A 17033-nucleotide genomic window follows, 5' to 3' on the forward strand; every position below is an offset into this window, starting at 1 on the left:
AATCGATGACGATTTCCTCGCACACGGACCTTTCCACCGCGGAGACGGAAAGGGTCTCCAGCGAGCTGCGTCGCGAGCTTGGTGATGCGCTGCGCGCACACGAGCAGAGGCGCCGCCAGCTTCCGCGCTCGATCGTCGTCGGGTTCATCGTCGGCCTGGTCGCGGTAGCATTTCGCGAGTCGCTGCTGCGCGCCGAATCGCTGCGCGGGTTCCTCGCGGGAGAGGCTCGCGTCCACCCGCTGTGGGCGCCGGCGCTCGCGCTGCTCCTTGGCGGCGCCGGGGCCGCCTTCGCGGTCTTTCTCGTTCGTCGAGTCGCGCCGGAAGCCTCGGGCAGCGGGATTCCCCACGTCAAGGCCGTGATCCACGGGACGCGCCAGATGCGGCGCCGGGTGCTGCCGGTCAAGTTCCTCGGCGGCATCGCGGGCATCGGCGGCGGCCTCGTGATGGGCCGCGAAGGCCCGACGATTCAGATGGGCGCTTCGGTCGGGTACATGGTGAGCGGCTGGTTCTCGTGCACGACGCGCGAGAAGCGCACGCTGATCGCCGCCGGCGCCGGGGCGGGGCTGGCCGCTGCGTTCAACGCACCGCTGGCCGGGCTCGTCTTCGTGCTCGAGGAGCTGCAGCGCGATTTCTCACCGGCGGTCTTCACCGCGACGCTGGTCGCATCGGTCGTCGCCGACGTCACCACCCGCTCGCTGCTCGGCCAGCTTCCGGTCTTTCACGTGGCATCCGACGCGATTCCTGCGCTGACGTCGGTGCCGATCGCTCTCGTGGTCGGCACCGTGGCTGCGTTGCTGGGCGTCGCGTTCAATCGTTCGCTCGTCGCAAGCCTCGACCTCTTCGCCCGACTGAGCCGCTGGAAGCCGTGGACGATCGGTGCGGTCGTCGGGATCGCCGTGGCGGCCGTGGGCCTCGTCCTGCCGATTGCGCTCGGCGGCGGAGATCCTCTCGTCGAACGGATTCTCGCCGGCAACATCCCGATCGCCACGCTGTCGACGCTTTTCGTCGTGCGCTTCATCCTGACCATGCTGAGCTACGGCTGTGGCGCGCCGGGCGGCATCTTCGCGCCGCTGCTGATGCTCGGCTCCGCCATCGGGCTCGCCATCGGCCAGGCTTTCGCCGCGTGGTTTCCCACTGCGATGGAACACCCGGAATCGTTCGCCGTCGTGGGGATGGCTGCCTATTTCGCCGCGATCGTGCGCGCTCCGCTGACCGGCGTCGTGCTGATGGTGGAGATGACCGGCAACTACGGCCTCGTCCTTCCCCTGCTTGCCGCCAGCCTGGCAGCGTACGGTATCGCCGATTTTCTCAAGGATCGCCCGGTCTACGAGGCGCTGCTCGAGCGCGATATCGTGCGCGGCCAGGAGAGCGACAGCGCTTCGGGCACGCTTCTCGTCGACCTCTCCATCGCACCCGGCTCGGCGTTCGACGGAGCCGCCGTCGGTTCGCTGGCACTTGCGCCCGGCTGCATCGTCGTCCTGCTGCGACGTGGCTCGTCGGAAGAGGTGCCCGTCGCGACGACGCGGCTTGCAGCGGGCGACCAGATCACCGTCATCGTCGCTGCGACGGCGGCCGATGCGGTACCCGACCTGCACCGGCGCGCGGCCGCCGCAGCCGCGTAGCACGACGCCGATCTCCCGGCGGCAAGCGCTGCGCCGGCCGCTCTCGATTCGCCGGCGACGTCACGATCTGTACGCGGCCGCGTGCGCGTTCAGCCGCTGCGAGCGTACGCCGCGGGGTCCTGGCGCCAGAATTCCGCGAGCACGCGGTACAGCTCGGGATGGCGCTTCGCGAACGTGCGCGGCTCCATGAAGAAGTGCTCGGTGGCGACCGCAAAGAATTCGGAAGGATGTTCGGCGCCGTATTCGTCGATGAAGGTGCGGCGGCGGCGGTCGGCCATTTCGCAGAGGCGCTCGTATTCGCGCTCGAATACCTTCTGCCAGCGCTCGCGCAGCTCCGGGTCGTCGATGCGCGGGGTGCCGTCGGTGCCACCGGTTTCGGCGTCCACCTGGTGGGCGAATTCGTGCAGCACGACGTTGCAGCCGTGATCGCGTCCCGACGCGCCGGCGAGCACGTCGTTCCAGGAAACGATCAGGCTGCCGGTCTCCCAGCTCTCGCCGATGTGATCGACGTTCTCGCTGAGCACCATCCCTCCCCCGGCATCGTACTCGACCGGCACGACGTAGGCGTCGGGATAGACGAGAATGCTCATCAGGCGCGGATAGTAGTCGCTGTCGCGATGCAGCAGCAGCAGCGAGGCCTGGGCCGCGATCAGCACGCGCACTTCGTCGGTCAAGTCGAGGCCTCCGCAGCCTTCGAAACGTTTCTCGTGAACGAGCACGCGCGAGTGCGCAAGAAGCTCGTCGCGGTCGACCGCCGCGAGGCGGCGATAGAGCACGAAACGGCGCTCGAGGATGGCGTCCCACGCGGGGTCGGCCGGAAGGGCGCGAAGCCTGCGGCGGCTTCGCTCGCGCAGCAGCTTCAGCACGTGCGAAGCACCGCCTCGTTCAGATTCGCCGCCGGTGCAGCAGTGCCTCGGCGATTTCGTCGATGATGAGCTCGGCCTCGCCGCGCGGGTCGGCGGCTTCGCGGATCGGCCGGCCGACGACGACGTAGTCGGCGCCGGCAGCCACGGCTTCGGCAGGCCCCGTGACGCGGCTCTGGTCACCGGTGTCGTCGTTCTCACGACGAATGCCGGGCGTCACGATGAGGAAGCGCGGTCCGCAGGCCTCGCGGATCACGCGGATCTCGTGCGGGGAAGCGACGACGCCGTCCATTCCGGACTCCATCGCCAACAGCGCCAGGCGCAGCACCTGGTCCTCGACCGCGGCCGTCACGCCGATCGTCGTAAGATCGCTGGCCGAAAGGCTCGTCAGCACCGTGACGGCGAGCATGCGAGGACGGCGCAGGTGCTCGGTGCGGCAAGCGCGGCGCACCTGGCGCACGGCCTCGCGCATCATCGGCGTGCTGCCGGAAGCGTGCACGTTGAACATCGCGACGCCGAGCCGTGTCGCCTCGACCGACGCGCGCGCGACGGTCTGCGGGATGTCGTGGAACTTGAGGTCGAGGAAGACCTCGCCGCCGCGCTCGCGAATGTACGAGATCACGCGCGGGCCTTCGCGAAGAAAAAGCTGCTTGCCGATCTTGAACATGCCGACGCTGTCGCGCAGCGCGCGCACCAGCGATCCGGCTTCGCGCGCCGTCGAGACGTCGAGCGCGAAGATCAGGCGCTCCCGTGCGCGCTCGCGCAGCCCAGCCGAACGCACCGTCACGCGGCAAGCTCCGCGTGCGCGGCGCGGATGCGCGCAACGATCGCGGCGGCCGCACCGTCCACCGCAATCTCCTCGGCCGTCGCGCTGCCGCGCGCCTTCAGCTCGAGTTTGCCGGAGGCCAGGCCGCGAGGGCCGATCGTCACGCGCAGCGGAATACCGAGCAGATCGGCGTCGTTGAACTTGACGCCGGCGCGCTCGTCACGGTCGTCGACGAGCACGTCGATGCCGGCCGCCTCGAGCTCCCGCTCGAGCGCAATCGCGGCATTTCGTCCCGCCTCGTCGTCCCATTTGACGGCGACGACGAGCACCTCGAACGGTGCGATCGACACCGGCCAGAGGATCCCCTTGTCGTCGTGGTTCTGCTCGACGGCGGCGGCCATCGTGCGCGTGACGCCGATGCCGTAGGTGCCCATCTCCATGACCTGCTCGTTGCCGTCGGTGTCGAGGAAGATCGCGCGCAGCTTCTCCGAATACTTGCGACCGAGGTAGAAAATGTGGCCGACCTCGATGCCGCGGTGCTGCTCGAAGACTCCGCCTTCGCAGCGCGCGCAGGAATCGCCCGCGCGAGCGGCCCTCAGGCTCGCGAAGATCACGTTCGGGAAGTCGCGCTGCTGACTGACGCCGGTGACGTGCGTGTCGGCGCGGTTGGCGCCGGTGACCATGCCGCGGGAGCCGGCGACGCGATGGTCGGCGTACAGCGGCAGCTTCATCCCCACCGGACCGGCAAAACCCTGGGGCGCACCGGTCAGGCGCTCGATCTCCTCGGCCTCGGCCATCCGGAGCGCCGTCGCACCGAGCAGGCTCTTCAGCTTGGTCTCGCTCAGTACGTCGTCGCCGCGCACGACGACCGCGACCGCTCTCTCGTCGGCGACGAGGATCAGTGTCTTCAGGAAATGCTCGGCGGGCCGCCCGAGAAATGCCGAAACTTCCTCGATGGTGCGCGCCCCCGGGGTCGCGACCTCGGCACGTTCCTGGTCGCGGCGCGCGGCAGCTTCGGCGGCGCTGCGGATCTCGGCCTTTTCGACGTTGGCCGCGTAGTCGCACTGGCTGCAGCTCACGATGGTGTCCTCGCCGGTTTCGGCGAGCACCTGGAATTCGTGGCTGAGGCTGCCGCCGATGTTGCCGGTGTCGGCCTCGACGGCGCGAAAGCGCAGCCCGCAGCGGCGGAAGATCCGCGAATACGCCTCGCGCATCACGCCGTACTCGCGGATCGTGTCCTCGCGGCTGGCGTGGAACGAGTAGCCGTCCTTCATCACGAACTCGCGGCCGCGCATGAGGCCGAAACGCGGACGGATCTCGTCACGGAACTTGGTCTGGATCTGGTAGAGATTCAGCGGCAGTGCCCGGTACGAGCGTACGTCGCGGCGCACGAGGTCGGTCATCACTTCCTCGTGCGTGGGTCCGAGGCAGAACTCGCGATCGTGACGGTCCTTGATCCTCAGCAGCTCCTTGCCGTAGAAATCCCAGCGGCCGCTTTCCTGCCAGAGCTCGGCAGGGCTGACCATCGGCAGCATCACTTCCTGGCAGCCGACGCGGTCGAGCTCTTCGCGGATGATGCGTTCGACCTTGGCCAGCGTACGGCGCCCGAGCGGCAGGAAATCGTAAATGCCGCGTGCGACCTGGCGGATCATTCCCGAGCGCACCATCAGGCGGTGGCTCGCGACCTCGGCGTCGGCCGGGTCTTCCTTCAGCGTCGGAATGAGGAGGCGGGAATATCGCATGATGATGTGGGGTCAGGCACCAGAGCGCATCGATCATGCGCAGAAACCCGGATGATGCGCGCTGGTGCCTGACCCCGCGCGCCGCAACGTGCCGCCGCTCAGCCTGCGGCGTGCAAGGTGCCTTCGTCTTTCCCTTTGTCGTCTTCGGCCACGAGCTTCTCGACGGCTTCCACGAGCGCGTCGACGAGCTCCCCTTCCTTGAACTTGCCGACGATCTTGCCCGCGCGGATCAGCAGGCCCCCGTTCTTGCCGCCGGCGATGCCGATATCGGCTTCGCGCGCCTCACCGGGACCGTTGACGGCGCATCCGAGGATGGACACCGTGATCGGCTTCTCGATGTGCGCAAGCCGCGCCTTGGCCTCGTCGACGAGCTTGAACAGGTCGACTTCGATGCGCCCGCAAGTAGGGCACGCGATGATCAGCGCGCCTTTGGCGCGGATGTTGAGCGCACGCAGGATGTCGAACCCGGCGACGACTTCCTCGACGGGATCGGCCGTCAGCGAGACGCGGATCGTGTCGCCGATTCCTTCGGCGAGCAGCATGCCGATGCCGATCGCCGACTTGACCAGCGCGCCCGGCGGCAGTCCGGCCTCGGTGACTCCGACGTGCAGCGGGTAGTCGCAGGCGACGGCGAGCTTGCGGTAGGCCTCGACCATCAGCGGCACGCTGGAAGCCTTGATCGAGATCTTGATGTCGAAGAAATCCAGCTCCTCGAGGATGCGCACGTGGCGCATCGCGCTCTCGACCATCGCTTCGGCGGTCGGGTAGCCGTAGCTGTCGAGCAGGTCTTCTTCGAGGGAGCCGGCATTGACGCCGATGCGGATCGGCACGCGGCGTGCCTGCGCCGCCATGGTGACCTCGCGCACGCGTTCTTTCGAGCCGATATTGCCCGGATTGAGCCGGATGCAGTCGACGCCCTGCTCCAGCGCCATCAGCGCAAGCCGATAGTCGAAATGGATGTCGGCGATGAGCGGTATTTTCATCCGCGAGCGGATTTTTCCGAGCACGCGGGCATCGCGCTCGCGCGGGACGGCGACGCGGACGATCTCGCAGCCGGCTTCTTCGAGGCGCGAGATCTCCTCGAGCGTGGCCTCGACGTCCTCGGTCTTCGTCGTCGTCATCGACTGCACGGCGACGGGCGCATCGCCGCCGACCGGCACGTTGCCGACGAAGATCTGCCGGCTCTTTCGCCTCGTCGTCATCAGTCGACGACGACCTTGACGGACGGCGGCGGGTCGAGCGGCGCCAGCTCGGGACTCGACGAATCCATGACCTGGACCGTGAAGTCCTCCGCCTTCGGATTGCCGTCGAACTTGCACTCGCTGATGCGCACCGGCCCGGCAAAACCCTGCACCTTGACGAACGCGGCGCGAAGCCTCTTGTCGGCGGCGATGTGATTGAACGTGCTCAGCGCGCCGTCGACCTTGCTCTCGCACGCAACGGCGTCGGCGTCGCCGATGAAGCGACCCGATCCCGTGTACGTGATGTCGACCTGCAGCGCGCCGACGGGAGCCGGCGATGTCAGCTCGATGCCGATGGTGCGGCCGGCGGTCGCCGGCTTCGCGGCGGCAGCGGGTGCGGCCGGCGCGGCGGAAGCAGCGGGAGCAGCGGGAGCAGCCGCGGGCGCGGCGGCGGGCGTCGTCGGTGCCGTCTTCTGCTCGCACGAAGCGACGAGCAGCGGAACAAGGACGAGCGCCGCGAGCGGGAATCTGCGTTGGATCAAGGCAAACCTCCTCGGGTAAGGGGCGATTCTAGGCCGAAACGCGCAGCGCGCTCAACGCGCGAGCATGCCCAGCCGCGCGGCGCCGATGGCGCCGGCAAGAGAACCCCGCGCTGCCGCGAGAATCGTGATCTCCGACTCTGCGCGGACGAACAGGGTGCCGGCCATCGCGGCGCGCAGCCTCGCCAGCCGCGCGAGCACGCCGGGGGCGATGCCCCCTCCGAGCACGATGGTCTCGAGGTCGAGCACGTTGACCACCGAGCCGATCGCTGCGCCGAGCATGTCGACCATGATCGCGGCGATCGCCTCCGCATCGGCATCGCCGGCGGCGCCGAGCTCGAAAATCGCCTGGGCAAAGCCGCCTCCGGCTTTTTCGCGTCTCGCCGCGATCCTCTCGCGAACTTCGTTCGGAGCCTCGTCGGCAAAGGCGCGGGCGGCGGTCTCGCAGATGTAGGCCTCGAGGCATCCGAGGTTGCCGCAGCCGCAGCGACGGCCTTGGTGGACGACCATTGCGTGACCGAATTCGCATCCGAAGTTGCTGCGGCCGACGCGAAGGCGCCCGCCGAGCACCAGACCGGATCCCACGCCGGTGCCGATCGCGATCATCAGGTAATCGTCCAGTCCGTCGGCCGCCCCGCCCCATCCCTCGGCGACGGCCGCGCAATCGACGTCGTTGTGCACCACCGCCGCGGCGCCGGTGCGCGCACCGATGAGCTCTGCCAGGCGGCAGCCGACCAGCAGTGGCAGGTGCGGGGCGCCTCGCAGCGCTCCGTCCCTGCCGAGCACCCCGGCGATCCCGACACCGACCGCAGCACCGGCGGGCACCGAATGTGCGGCGCAAAGTTCCTTGCGGGTGGCGGAAATCGCATCCGCCAGGGAATCGGCCGTCGTCCCGTCTCCCGTAGCGATCGTCGTCTGCGCAACGACGTCGCCCGACGGCGACACGAGCGCGACCTTGGCCGACTGGCCCCCGACATCGAAGCCGAACGCGGGAAGGGCCTCGCTCACAGGACCTCTTCGGCGGACTTCTCGCCGGTGAAGGCACCGTGCGCGAGCACGAACGCGACGAGCGTAGGCACGATGAAGTAACAGAAACGGTAGAGGAAGATCGGCAGCAGCGAATCCCCGAGCGGCACGCCGAGCCCCGACAGGGTGGCGGCCAGCGCACCTTCGAGCACGCCCGCGCCGCCAGGGACGAAAGTCACGAACGAGGCAACGCTCGAGACCGAGAACGCGATCGCGATCAGGCTGAAGTTGACGGGAGCGCCGGTTGCGTAGAACGCGAACCAGAGCGCACCCATCATGAACAGCCAGTCGAAGAAGATCCACACGCTCGGCATCAGCATTTCGGCGGGGCGGCCGGCGAAAAGGGCCATTCCCTCCTCGATGTTCCCGAAGAAGCGCTGCACGCGCTCGCCGAGCGTCGCCGCGCGCCCGACGCGGTGGATCAGCCGGTCGGCAAGGCGCGCGCCGATCGCGAGCACGCCCCGGCGAAACGGCGTCGAGTAGATCATCACGAGCAGCAGCGTGAAGCCGGTCCCGAGCAGTCCGGTCGCGACGACCGCCGCAACCAGGCTTGCCCCGTGAATGCGTCCCCTCATCAGCAGGTTGACGAGGCCGAAGACGACGAAGAGCACGAGCATCAGGTTCGTCAGCAGCGTCTGCGTGAACGAGATCGCAACCGACGTGCCGGCCGAGATGCCGCGCTTGGTGAAGAAGACCAGGCGCAGCGCGAATCCGGTCAGCCCACCGCTGGGGAAAATGTAGTTGGCGGTGTTGGCGACCAGCGTGATGCGCAGCATGTCGCGCGACCCGATGCTGGCGCCCGCGGCGCGCACGATGCCTTCGTACGAGAGCGACATCGTGATGTAGCTGATCAGCGTGGCCAGTAGCGGCAGCACGAGGAAGTGCCACTCGAGGCGGTTCCACGCCTGGCGAAGCTCGCCGGTCCCCGTGAGCTGGGACATTCCGGCGTAGGCGACGACGAGCGCGAGCGCGACGATGGTCGCCCCACGCCGAAGGCTGGCCCCTTCAGGAGACGTTGCCGACGGCGCCCGCACCGGAGGCGTCGTCGCCGGCTCCGGCAGCCGCGCCTGCGCGCGATCGTCTTCCATCGTGTCGGCGACCTTAGCGTGGAAGCTGCGCGAACGCTCGCAGCGCTCCGACCGTGAATGGCGTCAATGTCACCTGTGGCGGGTGCCCGAGCCCCGCTCCGGCGAATCCGCTGACCCCGAAGCCGCTCGTCGACCTCAGCCGAAGTTCTCGAGCGTGCGAGCCCGCTGCGGGTTGCGCAGCTTGCGCAGCGCCTTGGCCTCGATCTGGCGAATGCGCTCGCGGGTGACCGCGAACTTCTGGCCGACCTCTTCGAGCGTGTAGTCGGTGCGCTCGCCGATGCCGAAGCGCATGCGCAGGATCTGCTCCTCGCGCGGAGTGAGCGTGGCCAGCACCTTGCGCGTCTGCTCCTCGAGGCTCAGCGCCACCGCGGCGTCCGACGGAGACACCGACTGGCGATCCTCGACGAAGTCGCCGAGCGAGCTCTCCTCGTCGTCGCCGATCGGCGTTTCGAGCGAAACCGGCTCCTTGACGATCTTGAGCACCTTGCGGATCTTGTCCGCCGGCATTTCCATCTGGCCGGCGATCTCGTCGGGCGTGGGCTCGCGGCCGAGCTGCTGGACGAGGTAGCGCGAAGTGCGCAGCACCTTGTTGATCGTCTCGATCATGTGGACCGGGATACGGATCGTGCGTGCCTGGTCGGCGATCGCACGACTGACCGACTGGCGAATCCACCACGTCGCGTACGTCGAGAACTTGTAGCCGCGCTGGTACTCGAACTTGTCGACCGCGCGCATCAGGCCGATGTTTCCTTCCTGGATCAGGTCGAGGAAGCCGAGCCCGCGGTTGGTGTAGCGCTTGGCGATCGAGACGACGAGGCGAAGGTTTGCCTCGATCAACGCCTTCTTGCCGAGCATCGCGCGCTCTTCGCCGCGGCGGATCACGCGCAGGAAGTGGTCGAGGTCCTCGAAGGCCATGTGCACGGCCTTCTCGATCTCCGAGATGTGCTTGCGGGAGTCGCGGATCGCCGAAGCGAGCTCCTGGGCCGCATCGACGCTCATCCTCAGGTTGCCGGCGGCCTTTCGCTTGGCGTTGGCGTTGCCGGTCGACACCTGGCGCACGACCTCGAGGATCTGCTTGGCGTCGCGCTTGGTGCGTTTTTCGGCGCGGCGGATCACGCGCTCGTAGTCGCGCGCCTTCTCGCGCGCTTCCTTGAGCTTGGCAACGATGTTGTTGACGTGCTTCTCGCCGAGGCTCATCGCAATCAGGTGCTGGGCCACCTTCTCGCGCGCACCGGCAAACTTCTCTTCCTTCGGCGTCGGCTTGCGCGGGGCTTTCTGCGTGGGCGACGGGAGCGGAGGCGAAAGGCGCGCCGGGATGTACTGCTCGTAGTTCTTGTAAAGCCGGCGAAGCGTCGCGATGTCGTGGAGGAAAGCCTTCAGGCGCTTCTCGTCGCGCTCGGGCGTCGCCCTCTCCTCGTCGCTCTCGTCTCCGAAGATGTCGCGCGGCTCGATCTCGCCGCTCTTGAGCATGTCGGCAAGGCCGAGCACGTACAGCGAGGCGATCGGCAGTCCGTAGACGCAGTCGCGCACCTCGTGCAGGCCGCTCTCGATCTCCTTGGCGATCGTGACTTCCTGCTCGCGCGACAGCAGCGGAACGCTGCCCATCTCCTGGAGGTACATGCGCACCGGATCGGTGCTGTCGGCGCTGTAGTCGCGGCCGGGTGCCGGAGTCTTGGCCTGGAGAGCGGGGGCCGGCTCGGGCTCGGGCTCCTTCTGGTCCTGCTCGTCGTCGCTGGTGTCGAGCACCCAGTCGTCGTCGTCGGAGAAGAACGTGTCGGGGTCGACCTCTTCGGAGGACTCGGCCTCGGCCTCCTCCTCTTCTGCGGCGCCCTGGAGGATCTCGACGTCGTTCTCCGTCAGGAGGTTGATGATCGTCTTGAGGTCGTCGGCCGACGAATCCTCGGGGGGAAAGAGGCGATTGATGTCGGCGTAGGTGACGTAGCCCTGCTCGCGGCCGAGCTCGATGAGCTGGACCACGGCCTTGTCGGCTGCCGTCATGTCCTTGTCTGAGGCGTGGGGGGCGTGTTTGGCGCTTGCTTTCACTGGTCCAACGGGGTGCGCCGGGCGCACGGTCTTGGGAGACCGGGCTCGGGCACCGGTCTCACAGCGGTTACGATCTCTTCGTCGGATCGAGAAAGCGGCCGGTACATTCGAACCTCCCGGACCGCGGACGAGGCGGGACCGTACGCACGCGACGTGGGGCCGTCAAGGAAAGCTCTCGGAAGGTCGCCGCCCCTGCCGTGCGGCATCTCGAAAAATTTGAGTAATTCCAATAGCTAAGGTGGAATCCATCAGGCTTGCGGAGCGTCGGCCCGACGGCAGCGACTGATGCCGTGCTCACACCCACGCGGGGGGTTTACCACCCGGCTCTTGCATTGTCACGGCAAAAAGGCGTGGGCGCCCGCCATGGCCGCGGCGCTGGTGCCGGCGCGCTGCCGGCGGCACGACGCCGCGCAGTGGGCGCGTCAGGCGCCGGCTGTCGGTGCTGCTCGTCGTCGTCGATACGCTAAGGGCCCGACCAGGTGGGGGAAACGGGGGCTCCCCGGCAGGAGGCGAACGGCGTCGCGGCAATCAGAACGCACGCACGGGCACTCGATAGCGCTGGCCGGACCAGCGGAAGTCGACTGCCTCGGGATGGATCTCGGCGATCTGAAGTCCCTCGACGTAATCGCCTTCGTGCTTGACGCTGAGAGAGCCGGTGCCGACACGCACCGAAACCATTCGCTCGGTGGGAGTATTCGTCCACGAGACGAAAAGGATGGAAACGTCCGGCGCGCCCGATGGTTTCTCGTCGACCGTCGTATCGCCGGCAGGAGCGGGAGGCGGCGCATCGGAGTTGTCGCCTCCAGCGGCACCGGGCGCTGCAGGTTGGGCGCTCGCGACGGCACCGGGCGCTGCAACCACGACGGGCGCTGAGGCCGCCGCTGCCGAAGCGGGCGCGGCCGCCCCGGCAATGACGATGCCGGGAGTCGGCGTGGCCACGGGTTTCGGCGCTGCGATTGCAGCGGCGGGCGCTACAGGCGGCTGGACGGCAACGACGCCCGCGGCCGCAGCCGGCGGAATCCTTGCGGCAGCGGCAGCGACGGTCGCTTCCGCGTTGCCGGCGGGTGCCGGCGGCCGCGCAGCGACCGGCGCGCCGCCGATCACGGCAGGAGCCTGCGCCGCAGCGACGGCGGGGCCGGTGGAAGGTGCGGCGCCTCGAGGCGACGGCAGCGTGGCCGGCGGCATGACCGGCTGCACCGGCGCCGTCGGAAGCGGCACTGCGCCGGGCGGCAATGTCGGCGGAACTCCGGGAACCGGTGCGACCGGCACGGCCGGATTGATCGACGGCGCGGGGACCACTGGCACTATGGGATTGGCGGGAGCTCCGAGAATCGCGCTCCCGCCGAGCGGAGCCGGCATTCCCGGTGCGACCGGAGCGGGCATACCCGGCGCGGCCGGAGCCGGCGGAATCGGGGACGGCGGCGGCACTCCCGGCGGCGCGGGCGACGGCGGAGGAACTCCGGCCGGCGACGGCGACGGCGGCGCGGTAGCCGCGGCCGACGGTGCGGGTGCAGCGGGGGCCGCAGCTGCGAGTTGCTCGTTTGCAGGCGCTGGCCGAGGCGAAGCGGCGAAAGGCGGCGCAGCCGTCGGTGCACCGGCCATGTCCCTGCTGTGTTTCTCGGGACCACGCCCGTGCGCTTCCTCGTCCTTGCGACCGCTTCGTGCCGCTTGTCCCGGAGCGTTATGCGGCCCGTGCGCGCCCGCTGCTGCGACTTTGTCGGGATGCTGCGCCCGGTCGGGCGATGCAGCCTTCGGCGAATCCTGCGGGGCGCTGTGGCGTGCCACCTTGTCGGTCAGCATGTCGTCCGGCTGTTCCGTCGTGCCCGTCCACATTCGCGACGCGACTGCGCCGGCTGCGATGCCTCCGACGATCACGAGCGCATAGAGGAGGCGCTTGCGATTCGGTCCACGTCCGGGACCTTGCGGCGGAGGGCCGCCGGGCAGACGTGGATCTCCCGCGGACGGCGGAATCGCGCCCGATCGCGAGGAGTCCTTGCTGACAGCGTCGAGAATGCTGCTCACGTCGTGCCCTGAACCCGCGCCGCGACGCTCGCGCGGCCGGCAGCAAGTGTAGGCCGGTCGAAGCGGGCGAGCGAGTTGTACAGGAGAACCTGGGTGATCGGTCCTGCGACTCCGTCGGCCGTCACGTGGCGCGATTCCTGGAAACGCCGCACCGCGTTTTCCGTCAGGTCGTCGTAAAGGCCGGTCTGGGTCGATGCGTCGAGCACCCCTGCAGAGCTCAGCATCGTCTGCAGCTTTTTCACGGCCGGGCCCCCGGCCCCCGGGCCGATGTCGAAGCGCAGCGACTCGGGATCCTTGAACAGAATGTGCGCCTTGCCGTTCCACGCCGCGTCGAACCCGGCAAGGCTCATCGTGACGTTGCCCGCGAGCTGCACCGCCCCGCCCGTGCGATCGATCCCCCTCAGCAGCACGTAACGGATCTCGGGAGCGCCGCCGGTCGTCATCTCGACCATCGCGGGAAGATCGAGAACCGAAAGCAATGCGTCGTTCAGCTCGACGGCGAAGTAACGGAGCCCTCGCGACTCGGCGATCGCCTGCAGGTTCAGCGACCCGCCGGCCAGATCCGCCTCGGCAACCGGTGCAGCTCCCCACATCTGCAGCAGGCGCGTGTAATCGGCCACCGCTGCGTCGAAGACGGCGCCCGTCGAGAGCGTCGCCAGCGCCGCCGCGTCCGAAGACGCCGATGCCGGGGCGACGCCAGGCGCAGGCGCGACGACTGGAGCAGAGGCGACCTGGGGCGCGACCTCGCTTGCAGGAACGGGGATAGCCGCCGCGGGTGCCGGTGCAGAGACCGAAGGCGCCGTCGCAGCAGCCGAAGGCGACAAAGCAGGAGCCGAAGGCGATGAAACAGGAGCATCGCCGTTGCGCGGCGCATCGCCACCCGGATCAGCGAGTTTCGCTGCGGGCGCAGCCGGCAAGGACGTCATCGCGGCCTTCGCCTTGCGCGGCGCCGGCCGGCTTTCGTCCACCGCGGACGACGAAAGCAGGAAGAAAGCGACCACCGCAGCTGCGGCAGCGGCCGCGAGGAACGCGCCGATGCGCCCCCAGGCCGGCCCGCGAGATGCAGCAACCTGCGGAACATAGCCGAGCTCTCGCGCCGCCGCGGACACTTCGTCGGACCCGACACGACCGCGACTGCGCGTGAACGCGACGAGCATCGAGCGATGCGCGAGGATGTTGAGAAGGCGCGGCACGCCGTCGGTGAAACGGTAGATGAGTTCGAGCGCGCGCGGCTCCACGAGGTCGGTGTGCGCGCCGGCGATGCGCAGGCGGTGGCGCACGTATTCGCAGGCTTCGTCGCGATCGAGCTTGTCGAGGTGCCAGCGCTCGGTGACGCGCTGGTTGAGCTGGCGAAGATCGTGGCGCGACAGGATGCCGTGAAGCTCGGGCTGGCCGACGAGCACCACCTGGAGGAGTTTTTCGGTTTCGGTTTCGAGGTTGGTCAACAGGCGAAGCTGCTCGAGCACCACGGGGTCCAGGTTCTGGGCCTCGTCCACGATGATCACCGTGCGGCGACCGGCCGCGCGGTTGGTCTTGAGGAACGCTGCAAGCTCCTCGATCAGCTCCTTGCGGCTGGTGCTGCGCGACGGCAGTCCGAGCTCGGCATTGATCGTCTGCAGCAGCTCGGTCGACGTCAGCACCGGGTTGACGATGTTGGCGACCGTGACGTCCTGCGCGTGCTCGGCCAGCAGCGTGCGGATCAGCGTCGTCTTGCCCGCGCCGACCTCGCCGGTGATCGCGACGAAGCCGCTGCCCTCGCGAATCCCATAGACGAGGTGCGCGAAGGCCTCGCGGTGCTTCGCGCTCATGAACAGATACCTGGGATCCGGGGTCAGCCGGAAGGGCAGGTCGCTGAGCCCGAAGAACGTCTCGTACATGAAGGACGACGAGCATCACCCGGCGCACGCTGCATTTCAAACCTTGCGGCGGCCGCGCTCTTCGCGGCGTTGGATCGCGCGCGCGACCGCGTCGCATTGCCCACGGGCCGGGCTCTGGCTACAGAGTCCCATGCCGCCGTCCCGAACGCAGATCCCGCGCGCGTTCTGGATCGTGTCGGCCGCCAATTTCCTCTCGTTCCTGAACATCGCGTTCTTCTTCCTGCTGCCCCTGTGGGTGGATGCCCACGGCGGCGGCCCCGAAAAAGCCGGTCGCATCGGCGCGCTTTCCGGTTTTGCCGGACTGGCCGCGCTGCCGCTGATCGGCTACCTGCTCGACCGCTTCGGCCGGCGGCGATTCATGATCACCGGCATCGGCGTGAGCGCGCTGTGCTCGGCGTGCTTCATGTTCGTCGACGATTTCGGGCCGGCGCTGTGGGCGCTGCGCATCGTGCAGGGCATCGCGTCCACCAGCGCATTCACCGGCGCGCAGACGCTGGCCCTGCTGTTTGCGCCGGTCGAGAGGCGCGCGGCGACGATCGGCTGGTTCGGGATCTCGACGATCCTGACCAATGCGCTCAGCCCGGCCATCGGCGAGAGCATCGTGCACCAGTGGGGCTTCCGCACGATGTTCGGCGTCGGTGCGGTGCTCGGGTCCTGCGCCTTCGTGCTTTCGTGCTTCGTGCCGCGGCCGCCGGCCTTCGTGATGCTGCCGCGAAGCGTCGAGATCGAGCCCCGCCTGGCGCGACGCGCAGTGGCAACCGCGACCGTCGCGATGATGTGTTACGGATTCGGCTTCGGCGCGACGCAGACGTTCGTGCCGCTGCTGATGAAGCAGCTCGAGATCGGGCGCGTCGGCCCTTTCTTTACCGCATGGTCACTGGCGGCGGTCTCGGTGCGGGCCGTGTTCGGCACCCTTTCCGACCGCATCGGACGCCGCGGGGTGATTCTTCCGGCGATGGCAGCGCTCACGCTGGCCGTGGCGCTGCTGTCGATCACTCGTTCGATGATGCTCATCGTCACGATCGGCGCGATCTTCGGCATGGGTCACGGCCTGCTGTACCCGACGATGAATGCATGGGTGGCCGACTGGAGCACGGCGTCGAACATCGGCCGCACCCAGAGCCTGTTCAGCGGCTCCTACAGCCTCGGCATCTCGAGCTGCGCGTTCCTGTTCGGCACCATCGTCGAGCGCTACGGCTACTCGACGATGTTCCTGGTGGCTTCTGCAATCTCCCTGGTCGGGATGCTCGTCTTCATTACGGGACCCGGCAGCCTGCCGGGAGAACCGGCCCACGAGTCGCTGGCCGACACCAGCAGCAGCACCGGCGAAATATGAAACGGAAACGCGCTCCTCATCCGACGCCGAAGAACTTCTCCGCATCGCCGCTGGTGACGACGACGCTCTCGATGTGCCCGTCGCGCAACACCTTCAGGTCGATGTCATCGCCCGGCTTGCACTTCCAGATCTCTTCGTAGAGCTGCAGCCGGCCCGTCACCGGCTCTTCGCCGACGCGCACGAGGATGTCGCCGACGGCAAGGCCCGACCGCTCGCCCGGCGCGCCGGGGATCAGCCCCGCAACCACCGTACGATCGGGCAGCGCGTAGCAGAACATCCCCACCCACGCGCGCTGCGGCCTCGTCGTGCGCCGCCCTTCGCGCAGCAGCTCCTCGGCATGCTCGTAGTAGTTCTCCGACGGGATCGCGAGAGTCGCGCGTCCGATGGCGCCGAGGTTCAGCGACACGACGCCGACGAAGCGGCCGCGCCAGTCGCACAGCGGAGCGCCGCCGAGGCCGGGGTTGATCGCGCTGAGCCACAGCGCGCGGTCGAGGTAATATTCCCAGTACGCGTCGAAGGAATCGACGGCGACGAGATAGCCACTGGCGCTGCGGCGCTCGGTCGCACCGACGCTGGAGACGAGGAAGAGGTCGTGGCCGGGCGTGACGTCGTGTGAGCTGCCGCGGCGCAGCGGCGGCGCCGTGAGCGACGTGGAGTCGACGCCGAGTACCGCAATCCCGGACGCGAAGTCCTGGGCGATCACGCGTGCCGGCATGCGCTTGCCTTCGATATCGGTGACGAGCACGCGCTGGGCTCCGAGCACGACGTAGTTGACCGTGACGATGGTGCCTTCGGTATCGACGACGGCACCGGTTCCGGCGCGAGAAGTCCCGAGCACCGCGGCAGACGGGTGCGATTGGGGGATTTCCGCAGCGACCGTCACCGTCGACGCAGCAACCTGCTGAAGCAGTCGGACATGGGCATCCAC

Annotated in this window: 13 protein-coding genes; 2 read left to right on the forward strand and 11 right to left on the reverse strand. The window is 68.4% G+C overall.

Translation table 11 applies throughout. From position 1 onward, the window contains the following. The first annotated feature begins 5 nt into the window (after nucleotides 1-5). On the forward strand, nucleotides 6-1622 hold the full coding sequence (clcA, locus tag VGK20_18610) for a H(+)/Cl(-) exchange transporter ClcA (protein ID HEY2776060.1): 1617 nt from the start codon (nucleotides 6-8) through the stop codon (nucleotides 1620-1622). An 89-nt stretch (nucleotides 1623-1711) separates the two neighbouring features. Here the strand turns inward: clcA and VGK20_18615 are convergent, their stop codons facing one another. The 10 genes from VGK20_18615 to VGK20_18660 all read right to left on the reverse strand — a co-directional run bounded on the left by VGK20_18615 (nucleotide 1712) and on the right by VGK20_18660 (nucleotide 14700). Beyond that, nucleotides 1712-2488, reverse strand: coding sequence for a M90 family metallopeptidase (locus tag VGK20_18615; GenBank protein HEY2776061.1), 777 nt, complete (start codon nucleotides 2486-2488; stop codon nucleotides 1712-1714). A gap of 19 nt (nucleotides 2489-2507) precedes the next feature. Then, nucleotides 2508-3266, reverse strand: coding sequence for an orotidine-5'-phosphate decarboxylase (gene pyrF, locus VGK20_18620; GenBank protein ID HEY2776062.1), 759 nt, complete (start codon nucleotides 3264-3266; stop codon nucleotides 2508-2510). 2 nt (nucleotides 3267-3268) lie between these two features. Further along, nucleotides 3269-4993, reverse strand: coding sequence for a proline--tRNA ligase (locus VGK20_18625; protein ID HEY2776063.1), 1725 nt, complete (start codon nucleotides 4991-4993; stop codon nucleotides 3269-3271). 98 nt (nucleotides 4994-5091) lie between these two features. Beyond that, on the reverse strand, nucleotides 5092-6195 hold the full coding sequence (gene ispG / locus VGK20_18630; protein ID HEY2776064.1) for a flavodoxin-dependent (E)-4-hydroxy-3-methylbut-2-enyl-diphosphate synthase: 1104 nt from the start codon (nucleotides 6193-6195) through the stop codon (nucleotides 5092-5094). Next, a complete protein-coding gene (locus VGK20_18635) occupies nucleotides 6195-6716 on the reverse strand; it encodes a hypothetical protein (GenBank protein ID HEY2776065.1) in 522 nt (173 codons plus the stop codon). Before VGK20_18635 ends, ispG begins: the two co-directional genes overlap by 1 nt. Nucleotides 6717-6767: 51 nt before the next feature. Next, the gene (locus tag VGK20_18640) at nucleotides 6768-7721 is read right to left on the reverse strand and encodes an ROK family protein (protein HEY2776066.1); all 954 of its coding nucleotides are present in this window, start codon (nucleotides 7719-7721) and stop codon (nucleotides 6768-6770) included. After that, nucleotides 7718-8827: a flippase-like domain-containing protein gene (locus VGK20_18645; protein HEY2776067.1), complete on the reverse strand. Its 1110-nt coding sequence runs from the start codon at nucleotides 8825-8827 to the stop codon at nucleotides 7718-7720. Before VGK20_18645 ends, VGK20_18640 begins: the two co-directional genes overlap by 4 nt. 135 nt (nucleotides 8828-8962) lie before the next feature. Beyond that, nucleotides 8963-10897, reverse strand: a complete 1935-nt coding sequence (rpoD, locus tag VGK20_18650) for an RNA polymerase sigma factor RpoD (GenBank protein HEY2776068.1) — start codon at nucleotides 10895-10897, stop codon at nucleotides 8963-8965. A 501-nt stretch (nucleotides 10898-11398) separates the two neighbouring features. Next, on the reverse strand, nucleotides 11399-12892 hold the full coding sequence (locus VGK20_18655; GenBank protein ID HEY2776069.1) for a hypothetical protein: 1494 nt from the start codon (nucleotides 12890-12892) through the stop codon (nucleotides 11399-11401). Then, on the reverse strand, nucleotides 12889-14700 hold the full coding sequence (locus VGK20_18660; protein ID HEY2776070.1) for an AAA family ATPase: 1812 nt from the start codon (nucleotides 14698-14700) through the stop codon (nucleotides 12889-12891). The genes VGK20_18655 and VGK20_18660 overlap by 4 nt, the downstream gene beginning before the upstream one ends. A gap of 199 nt (nucleotides 14701-14899) precedes the next feature. On the opposite strand from VGK20_18660, the gene VGK20_18665 reads away from it, so the two are divergent. Beyond that, the gene (locus VGK20_18665; GenBank protein ID HEY2776071.1) at nucleotides 14900-16105 is read left to right on the forward strand and encodes an MFS transporter; all 1206 of its coding nucleotides are present in this window, start codon (nucleotides 14900-14902) and stop codon (nucleotides 16103-16105) included. Between the two features lie 16 nt (nucleotides 16106-16121). Here the strand turns inward: VGK20_18665 and VGK20_18670 are convergent, their stop codons facing one another. After that, entirely contained in the window at nucleotides 16122-17033 is a 912-nt protein-coding gene (locus tag VGK20_18670) for a S1C family serine protease (GenBank protein HEY2776072.1), read from the reverse strand.

The sequence above is a fragment of the Candidatus Binatia bacterium genome, assembly GCA_036493895.1.
In the GTDB taxonomy this organism is placed as follows: domain Bacteria; phylum Desulfobacterota; class Binatia; order UBA1149; family CAITLU01; genus DATNBU01.

What these genes read in the sequence shown, in the direction of transcription:
- clcA (HEY2776060.1), top strand. Translation starts at nt 6, where the DNA reads ATGACGATTTCCTCGCACACGGACCTTTCCACCGCGGAGACGGAAAGG.
- VGK20_18625 (HEY2776063.1), bottom strand. Translation starts at nt 4,993, where the DNA reads ATGCGATATTCCCGCCTCCTCATTCCGACGCTGAAGGAAGACCCGGCC.
- ispG (HEY2776064.1), bottom strand. Translation starts at nt 6,195, where the DNA reads ATGACGACGAGGCGAAAGAGCCGGCAGATCTTCGTCGGCAACGTGCCG.
- VGK20_18645 (HEY2776067.1), bottom strand. Translation starts at nt 8,827, where the DNA reads ATGGAAGACGATCGCGCGCAGGCGCGGCTGCCGGAGCCGGCGACGACG.
- VGK20_18660 (HEY2776070.1), bottom strand. Translation starts at nt 14,700, where the DNA reads ATGAGCGCGAAGCACCGCGAGGCCTTCGCGCACCTCGTCTATGGGATT.
- VGK20_18665 (HEY2776071.1), top strand. Translation starts at nt 14,900, where the DNA reads ATGCCGCCGTCCCGAACGCAGATCCCGCGCGCGTTCTGGATCGTGTCG.